Below are 8,138 nucleotides of genomic sequence, written 5' to 3'. Positions count from 1 at the left end.
GGGGCCGGGGCCGGGGCCGGGTCGGGGTCGTCCGCCGCCCAGATCGGGGCACCGAGACCGACAGTGGCCCAGATCCGGACACCGGAGTCGTCGGCGGTCACCACCTCGGTGACGTCGACGCCGGTGAGCAGTCCGACCCCGGGCCCGCGCAGGCCGAGCTGGTCGGCCAGCTCGCCGAGGTGGACGTCCGGGTCGTCCCGGCGGTACGACATCGGCACGGTCGCGTTGACCACCCAGTGTCGTACGCCGATCCCGCCGCCGAGCGGGCCGGAGCTGATCGCCAGCACGGGCCGGTCGAGCCGCCAGACCAGCAGCGGGACCTCCCGCCCACCCTCGGCACGATAGGTCAACTCCGGTACACCAAACACCGCCCGACCCTACGTTCCGCCCCCGTACCCCTAGGCCGCCGGCCAGCCCGACAATCACCCGAGCCTCCACCTGGACACCGGAGGCGTTACGCCGGCCCGGTAACGCATCTGGTGTCCAGATCGTCGCCAGCGATAGCGATCTGGCCCCGGTGGGAGCAATGGGACTCGCCCGGCTGGACACGGGACGCGCCAAACCGGGCGTACCCCCGGGTTATCTGGGGTTACGCGGCCCGGCACCGGATCAAGATTCCAGGGGTGCTCCTCCGATTACTCTTCACATGCGCCTAGACTTGGCGGCGCGCGCCGATCACCGGCCGGAACCCGGCCGCGGACGGCTCGCGTGGGCGGAGGTGCGCGATGGACGAGGTGTTGGCTCGGAGCGGGATCTTCCAGGGCGTGGACCCCGAGGCTGCCGAGGCACTCGCGAAGGACATGGAGACGATCGAGGTCCGCAAGGGCGAAATCGTCTTCAACGAGGGCGAACCAGGCGACAGTCTTTATATCGTCCTGAGCGGCAAGATCAAGGTTGGCCGCCGGGCCGCTGACGGCCGGCAGAACCTGATCGCCGTGATGGGCCCGTCCGACATGGTCGGCGAACTTTCGCTGTTCGACCCCGGCCCGCGTACGGCGACCGCCACCGCCGTGATCGACACCCGGCTCGCCCGGCTGCGCAAGCAGGCGCTGCGACCGTGGCTGAACAACCGGCCGGAGATCGCCGAGCAGTTGCTCCGGGTACTCGCCCGCAGGCTGCGCCGGACGAACGACAACCTGGCCGACCTGATCTTCACCGACGTTCCCGGCCGGGTGGCGAAGAACCTGCTCCAGATGGCGGGCCGGTTCGGCACCCGGGACGGTGGCGTACTCCGAGTCACCCACGACCTGACCCAGGAGGAGATCGCCCAGCTCGTCGGCGCCTCCCGGGAGACCGTCAACAAGGCGCTGGCCGACTTCGCCTCGCGGGGCTGGCTGCGGCTGGACGGCAAGAGCATCATCATCCTCGACCCGGAGCGTCTGGCCCGCCGCGCCCGGGTCTGACCCCCGCGTACGCCCTCGGCCCCGCACCCACCCTGGATGGTGCGGGGCCGTTCCATGCCGCTCGCGCCCGGGTGGTCGCGCCAAGATCCTTGGCGAATTGTGGTTCGCCGCGCGCCCTAACTTGCCAAGATTCCGAGACCACCGGCGGCGGGTACGGCGCCTGGGGCAGTCGACCCCGGTCGACCACTCCGGACGGTCACTCCCCGTCGATCTCGACGTCGATGCCGACGTCCTCCAATACGAAGTGGAATCGACGAGCCAGCGGGCGAAAAACAAGCAGTCTTGACTGTTTGTTTGTGGCGCGGCAGGCTTGTCCCCGTGTCCACCACACCGACCCGCACGCCTCAGCGGGAGCGCAGCCGGGCCACCCAGGCCCGGGTGCTGGAGGCCACTGTGGAGTGTCTGGTCGAGCGGGGCTGGTCCGGCACCACGACCACGGTGGTGGCCACCCGGGCCGGCGTCTCCCGGGGCGCCCAACTGCACCACTATCCGACCAAGAGCACCCTGGTGATGGCCGCCGTCGAGCACCTGGCCGAACGCCGGGCGGCGGAGATCCGCGCCGAGGCGGCCGGCCTGCCGGCCGGACCCGAGCGGCTCGACCGGGTCATCGACATGCTGGCCAGCGCGTTCACCGGCCCACTCTTCGTCGCCGCCCTGGAGTTGTGGGTCGCCGGGCGGACCGATCCGGAGTTACGGGACGCGCTGGTGCCGCTGGAGGCCCGGGTCGGCCGGGAGATGCACCGGCTCACCGTCGACCTGCTCGGGGCCGACGAGCGGCAACCGGGGGTACGCGAGGCGATCCAGGCGACCCTCGACCTGCTCCGAGGGCTCGGGGTGGCCAACCTGCTCTCCGACGACTCGGCCCGGCGCGGCGCCCTGCTCGGCATCTGGAAACGGCAACTCGCCTCGATCGTCGCCACCACACACCACTGATCCACACCACTACCCCACCGCTGATCCGCACCGCTATGCCACTGCTGATTCGCACCGCTATGCCACCGCTGATTCGCACCGCGACCGGCAAGGAGGCCGCGCATGGTCGACCTCGACAGTCTGCTGACGGACCTGGCCGCCGAGTCGGCGGCGCTGGAGGCGCTGGTCGTGGAGCTGCCCGAGGCGGACTGGGCCCGCCCCACCCCGGCGCCGGGCTGGACCGTCGCCCACCAGGTCGCCCACCTCGCCTGGACCGACCACGTCGCCACGCTGGCCGCCACCGACGTCGACGCGTTCGCCAAGTCGATCCGGCACGCGGCGAGCGATCCGCACGGCTTCATCGACCGGGGCGCGACGGAGTTCCTGGCACCCGTACCCGAACTGCTGGAGCGGTGGCGGGCCGGCCGGTCGGCCCTGGCGCGGGCGCTGCGCGGCGTACCGGCCGGGGTGAAGATGCCGTGGTACGGCACCCGGATGTCGGCCACCTCGATGGCCACCGCCCGGATCATGGAGACCTGGGCGCACGGCGAGGACGTCGCCGACGCGCTCGGCGTCAGCCGTACCCCGACCGCCCGGCTCCGACACGTGGCCTACCTTGGCGCCCGTACCGTCGGACACGCCTTCGCCACCCACGGTCGCCCGATCCCCGACGCACCCGTACGCGTCGCGCTGACCGGCCCCGACGGCGAGTTCTGGCAGTTCGGGCCGGCCGATGCGGCGGACCGGGTCTCCGGACCGGCACTGGACTTCTGCCTGCTGGTCACTCAGCGACGGCACCACACCGACCTGGCCCTGGTCGCGGTCGGGCCGGTCGCCACCGAGTGGCTCGGCATCGCCCAGGTCTTCGCCGGCCCACCCGGCCCCGGCCGCGAACCCGCCGAAGACCGCGAGCCGGATGAACGCCGCGAGCCGGGCCGGGGGCACCGCCGGCCGGGCGGGGTGTCGTGATCGGCGCCAGCCCGGACGTGCTGCGGATCGGCAACGCCTCCGGGTTCTACGGCGACCGGTCCAGCGCCTGGCGGGAGATGCTCGACGGCGGCGAACTCGACGTGCTGACCGGCGACTACCTGGCCGAACTGACCATGCTGATCCTCGGCCGGGACCGGCAGCGCGACCCGGAACTCGGCTACGCCCGTACCTTCCTGCGGCAGCTCGAACCCTGCCTCGGCACCGCGCTGGACCGGGGCGTACGGATCGTGACGAACGCGGGTGGGCTGAACCCGGCCGGGCTGGCCGCCGCACTGGGTACCCTCGCCGACCGGCTCGGGCTGCCGGTCCGGATCGGGTACGTCGAGGGCGACGCGCTGGACCGGCCGGGCACGTTGACCGCGAACGCGTACCTGGGGGCGTTCGGCATCGCCGCCTGTCTCGATGCCGGGGCGGAGATGGTGGTCACCGGCCGGGTCACCGACGCCTCGCTGGTGGTCGGCCCGGGGATCGCGCACTTCGGCTGGACCCGGGCCGACCTCGACGCGCTCGCCGGGGCGACCGTCGCCGGCCACCTGCTGGAGTGTGGCGCCCAGGTCAGCGGCGGCAACTTCAGCTTCTTCACCGAACTGCCGGATGGCGGGCGTCGCCCCGGCTTCCCGCTCGCCGAACTGCACCGGGACGGCTCGGCGGTGCTCACCAAGCATCCGGGCACCGGTGGCGCGGTCACCCGGGAGACCGTCACCGCGCAACTACTGTACGAGATCGCCGGCCCCGGCTATCTCGGCCCGGACGTGCTGAGCCGGCTCGACACGGTCACCCTGACCGAGGCCGGACCGGACCGGGTACGCGTCAGCGGGGCGCGCGGCACCCCTCCACCGCCGACCCTCAAGGTCGGGGTCACCCGGCTGGGCGGCTTCCGCAACTCGATGACCTTCGTCCTCTGTGGACTCGACATCGAGGCGAAGGCGGCACTGGTCCGGGCCCAGCTCACCGACGCGATCGGCGGCGACGGGCTGGAGTTCACGCTGGCCCGTACCGACCGGGTGGACGCGGTCGACACCGAGACGGCGAGCGCGCTGCTGCACGTACACCTGAGCGACGGTGACCCGAAGCGGGCCGGGCGGGCGTTCTCGGCCGCCGCCGTCGAACTGGCCCTGGCCTCCTACCCCGGCTGTACCCTGACCACCCCGCCCGGCGACGCCAGCCCGTACGGGACGTTCGCCGCCGAGGAGGTGGCCCAGGACCGGGTACGGCAGGTCGCCGTGCTCCCCTCCGGCGAGCGGGTCGACATCGCGCCTCCGGCGGTCACCGCGCCGTACCGCGAGGAGCCGGCCGCCGGTCCGGACGAGGGTCCGGTGTTCGAGGCCGGGCCGACCCGGCGGGCACCGCTCGGGATGCTGGTCGGCGCCCGCTCGGGGGACAAGGGCGGCGACGCCAACCTCGGGGTCTGGGCCCGGTCGGCCGCCGGACACCGCTGGCTGCGCGGCTGGCTGACCGTCGAACGGCTGCGCGCGCTGCTGCCGGAGACCGCCGCGCTGCCGGTACGGCGATACGAACTGCCCCACCTGCGGGCGGTCAACTTCGTGCTCACCGGGCTGCTGGGCGCGGGCGCGGCCGACTCGGCCCGGTTCGACCCGCAGGCCAAGGCGCTCGGCGAACTGCTGCGTGCCCGCGTCGTCGACCTACCGACCGAGCTACTCGACGAGCCGCCAGTGGAAACGGCGGGAACCGGCGAGAAGGCAGCGACGCAGGCCGGGCAGACGGCGGGAACCGGCGAGAAGGCAGCGACGCAGGCCGGGCAGGCGGCGGAAGCCGGCGGGGAGACAGCGACGCGGCCCGGGGAGGCGGCGGCGGGACAGGCGCCGACGGGGCGAGCGGCGGCGGCGGAGTTGGGATGAGTGAGCCGGAGAGCCTGGAGCGGCGGCAGCTCCGCGAGCTGACCCGGCGGTTCGTCACGCGCGACGTACTGCCGCATCTGGACGGGTGGGAGCGGGCCGGCGAGGTGCCCCGGGCGCTGCACCGGGTCGCCGCCGAGCTGGGGCTGCTCGGGGTCGGCTTTCCGGAGGCGGTCGGCGGCAGCGGCGGCGACCTGCGGGACAGCCTGCTGGTCACCGAGGAACTGATCCGGGCCGGCGGCTCCTCCGGGCTGGTCGCCGCGCTCTTCACCCACGGCATCGCCCTGCCGCACATCGTCGCCGCCTGGCAAGGAGACGGTCGGCCGGAGTCGGGCGGCAGTGCCGAACTGGTCGAGCGGTACGTCCGGCCGACCCTTGCCGGGACCCGGATCGGGGCACTCGCCGTCACCGAGCCGGACGGCGGGTCGGACGTGGCGGCGCTGCGTACCACCGCCCGGCGGGACGGCGACGACTACCTCGTCAACGGTACGAAGACCTTCGTCACCAGCGGGGTACGGGCGGACTTCGTCACCACCGCCGTCCGGACCGGTGCGCCGGGTGCGGCCGGCATCTCCCTGCTGGTGATCGACAAGGACGCACCGGGCTGCACCGTCGACCGTCGACTGGAGAAGCTCGGCTGGCACTGCTCCGACACGGCCGCGCTCTCCTTCGTCGACGTACGAGTTCCGGTGCGGAACCTGGTCGGCGCCGAGCACACCGGCTTCGCCGCCATCATGCGGGAGTTCGGTACCGAGCGGCTCTCCCTGGCCACCCAGGCGTACGCCACCGCGCAGCGCTGCCTCGACCTGACCCTGGCCTGGTGCCGGGACCGGCACACCTTCGGCGGTCCGCTCACCGAGCGGCAGGTCGTCCGGCACCGGCTCGCCGAGATGGCCACCCGGACGGCGGCGGCTCGGGCGTACGTCCGGCAGGTCGCCGACCGGGTGGCGGCCGGTGAGCCGGTGCCGGCCGAGGTGGCGATGGCCAAGAACGCCGCCGTGGCGGCCTGCGCCTGGGTGGTCGACCGGGCCGTCCAACTGCACGGCGGCTACGGCTACCTGCGCGACGCCGAGGTGGAGCGGCACTACCGGGACGCCCGGATCCTGGGCATCGGCGGCGGCACCACGGAAATCATGAACGAGATCGCCGCCAAGGGCCTGGGGATCTGACCGTGCGACGACCAGCGCCGACGCGGGGCGGGACTCAGCGACGACCAGCGCCGACGCGGGGCGGGACTCAGCGACGACCAGCCACGGCGTGGGGCGGGACTCAGCGCCGACGTGGGGCGGGACTCAGCGGCCGGGGGCATGGCGGCGGGCGGACCCTCTGGGTCGGCGGGTCGGCCGGGGACAGGAGGAACGAGGCGTGAGCGCGTTGCGGACGGCCGTCGATCCGGCGGCTGCGGCGTACCGGGAGAACCGGGCGGCGATGCTGGACCGGCTGGCGGAGCTGGAGGGCGCGCTGGACGCCGCCCGGGCCGGCGGCGGGGAGAAGTACGTGGCCCGGCACCACGATCGGGGCAAACTCCTGGCCCGGGAACGGATCGAGCTGCTGCTCGACCGGGACGCCCCGTTCCTGGAACTCTCCCCGGTCGCCGCCTGGGGCACCGACTTCCCGACCGGGGCCAGCGTGGTCACCGGGATCGGGGTGGTCGAGGGCGTCGAGTGCGTCGTCGTCGCCAACGACCCGACGGTACGCGGCGGAGCGGTCAACCCGTACACGCTGCGCAAGACCCAGCGGGCCGGTGAGATCGCGCTGGCGAACCGGCTGCCGATGATCAACCTGGTCGAGTCCGGCGGGGCGGACCTGCCCAGCCAGGCGGAGATCTTCATCCCGGGCGGACGGGTCTTCCGGGACCTGACCCGGCTCTCGGCGGCCCGGATCCCGACCATCTCGGTGGTGTTCGGCACCGCCACGGCCGGCGGGGCGTACGTGCCGGGGATGTCCGACCACACCATCATGGTGCGCGGCCGGGCGAAGGTCTTCCTGGCCGGACCGCCGCTGGTCAGGATGGCCACCGGGGAGGACGCCGACGACGAGTCGCTGGGCGGTGCCACCATGCACGCCAGCACCTCGGGGTTGGCCGACTTCGTCGCCGCCGACGAGCGGGACGGGCTGCGACTGGCCCGGCAGTGCGTACGCCGGCTCGCCTGGCGCAAGCACGGCCCGCCGCCCCGCAGCACCGTCCCCGAGCCACCGAAGTACGACCCCGAGGAGCTGCTCGGCATCCCCAGCGGTGACCTGCGGGTGCCGTTCGACCCGCGCGAGGTGCTGGCCCGGATCCTGGACGGCTCCGAGTTCGACGAGTTCAAGCCGGCGTACGGCCGCGCCCTGGCCACCGGATGGGGCGAGCTGCACGGCTATCCGGTCGGCGTGCTGGCCAACGTCCAGGGCGTGTTGTTCTCCGAGGAGGCGCAGAAGGCGGCCCAGTTCATCCAGCTCGCCAACGCCGCCGACACCCCGCTGCTGTTCCTCCAGAACACCACCGGCTACATGGTCGGCACCGAGTACGAGCAGCGCGGCATCATCAAGCATGGAGCACTGATGATCAACGCGGTGTCGAACTCGACCGTGCCACACCTGACTGTCAACCTCGGCGCCTCGTACGGGGCGGGAAACTACGGCATGTGCGGGCGGGCGTACGAGCCGCGTTTCCTCTTCACCTGGCCGAACGCCAGGTCGGCGGTGATGGGGCCGACCCAGCTCGCCGGAGTGCTCTCGATCGTGGCCCGGCAGGCGGCCCAGGCCAGGGGCCGACCGTACGACGAGGACTCCGACGCCGCGATGCGGGCCATGGTGGAGCGGCAGATCGAAGCGGAGTCGGCCGCGCTGCACCTCTCCGGCCGGCTCTACGACGACGGTGTGCTCGACCCCCGGGACACCCGTACGGTGCTCGGGCTCTGCCTCTCCGCGATCCACAACGGACCCGTCCGGGGCGCCGAGACCTTCGGCATCTTCCGGCTGTGAAGCGTGCCCG

At 73.2% G+C, this 8,138-nt stretch carries 7 protein-coding genes; 6 read left to right on the top strand and 1 reads right to left on the bottom strand.

Annotated features, from left to right (window positions below; genetic code table 11):
- Positions 1 to 368 (bottom strand): adenosylcobinamide amidohydrolase (locus Pma05_RS13250; protein WP_203857680.1); only part of this gene is annotated, 368 nt, incomplete at its 3' end.
- A gap of 357 nt (positions 369 to 725) precedes the next feature.
- Here Pma05_RS13250 and Pma05_RS13245 point away from each other — a divergent pair.
- The 6 genes from Pma05_RS13245 to Pma05_RS13220 all read left to right on the top strand — a co-directional run bounded on the left by Pma05_RS13245 (position 726) and on the right by Pma05_RS13220 (position 8,128).
- Positions 726 to 1,403: a Crp/Fnr family transcriptional regulator gene (locus Pma05_RS13245; RefSeq protein ID WP_192766500.1), complete on the top strand. Its 678-nt coding sequence runs from the start codon at positions 726 to 728 to the stop codon at positions 1,401 to 1,403.
- Between the two features lie 318 nt (positions 1,404 to 1,721).
- On the top strand, positions 1,722 to 2,336 hold the full coding sequence (locus Pma05_RS13240; protein ID WP_203857679.1) for a TetR/AcrR family transcriptional regulator: 615 nt from the start codon (positions 1,722 to 1,724) through the stop codon (positions 2,334 to 2,336).
- A gap of 102 nt (positions 2,337 to 2,438) precedes the next feature.
- On the top strand, positions 2,439 to 3,284 hold the full coding sequence (locus Pma05_RS13235; protein ID WP_203857678.1) for a TIGR03084 family metal-binding protein: 846 nt from the start codon (positions 2,439 to 2,441) through the stop codon (positions 3,282 to 3,284).
- A gap of 77 nt (positions 3,285 to 3,361) precedes the next feature.
- Positions 3,362 to 5,164, top strand: coding sequence for an acyclic terpene utilization AtuA family protein (locus Pma05_RS13230; RefSeq protein WP_239312304.1), 1,803 nt, complete (start codon positions 3,362 to 3,364; stop codon positions 5,162 to 5,164).
- Complete coding sequence (locus Pma05_RS13225; protein ID WP_203857677.1) at positions 5,161 to 6,330, top strand: acyl-CoA dehydrogenase family protein; 1,170 nt, start codon at positions 5,161 to 5,163, stop codon at positions 6,328 to 6,330. Before Pma05_RS13230 ends, Pma05_RS13225 begins: the two co-directional genes overlap by 4 nt.
- A 259-nt stretch (positions 6,331 to 6,589) precedes the next feature.
- On the top strand, positions 6,590 to 8,128 hold the full coding sequence (locus Pma05_RS13220) for an acyl-CoA carboxylase subunit beta (protein WP_372441466.1): 1,539 nt from the start codon (positions 6,590 to 6,592) through the stop codon (positions 8,126 to 8,128).
- Positions 8,129 to 8,138 lie beyond the last annotated feature (10 nt).

Source organism: Plantactinospora mayteni (genome assembly GCF_016862935.1).
Taxonomy (GTDB): Bacteria; Actinomycetota; Actinomycetes; order Mycobacteriales; family Micromonosporaceae; genus Plantactinospora; species Plantactinospora mayteni.
This window is presented reverse-complemented; position numbering and strand designations above follow the sequence as displayed.

What these genes read in the sequence shown, in the direction of transcription:
- Pma05_RS13245 (WP_192766500.1), top strand. Translation starts at nt 726, where the DNA reads ATGGACGAGGTGTTGGCTCGGAGCGGGATCTTCCAGGGCGTGGACCCC.
- Pma05_RS13225 (WP_203857677.1), top strand. Translation starts at nt 5,161, where the DNA reads ATGAGTGAGCCGGAGAGCCTGGAGCGGCGGCAGCTCCGCGAGCTGACC.
- Pma05_RS13220 (WP_372441466.1), top strand. Translation starts at nt 6,590, where the DNA reads ATGCTGGACCGGCTGGCGGAGCTGGAGGGCGCGCTGGACGCCGCCCGG.
- Pma05_RS13235 (WP_203857678.1), top strand. Translation starts at nt 2,439, where the DNA reads ATGGTCGACCTCGACAGTCTGCTGACGGACCTGGCCGCCGAGTCGGCG.
- Pma05_RS13230 (WP_239312304.1), top strand. Translation starts at nt 3,362, where the DNA reads ATGCTCGACGGCGGCGAACTCGACGTGCTGACCGGCGACTACCTGGCC.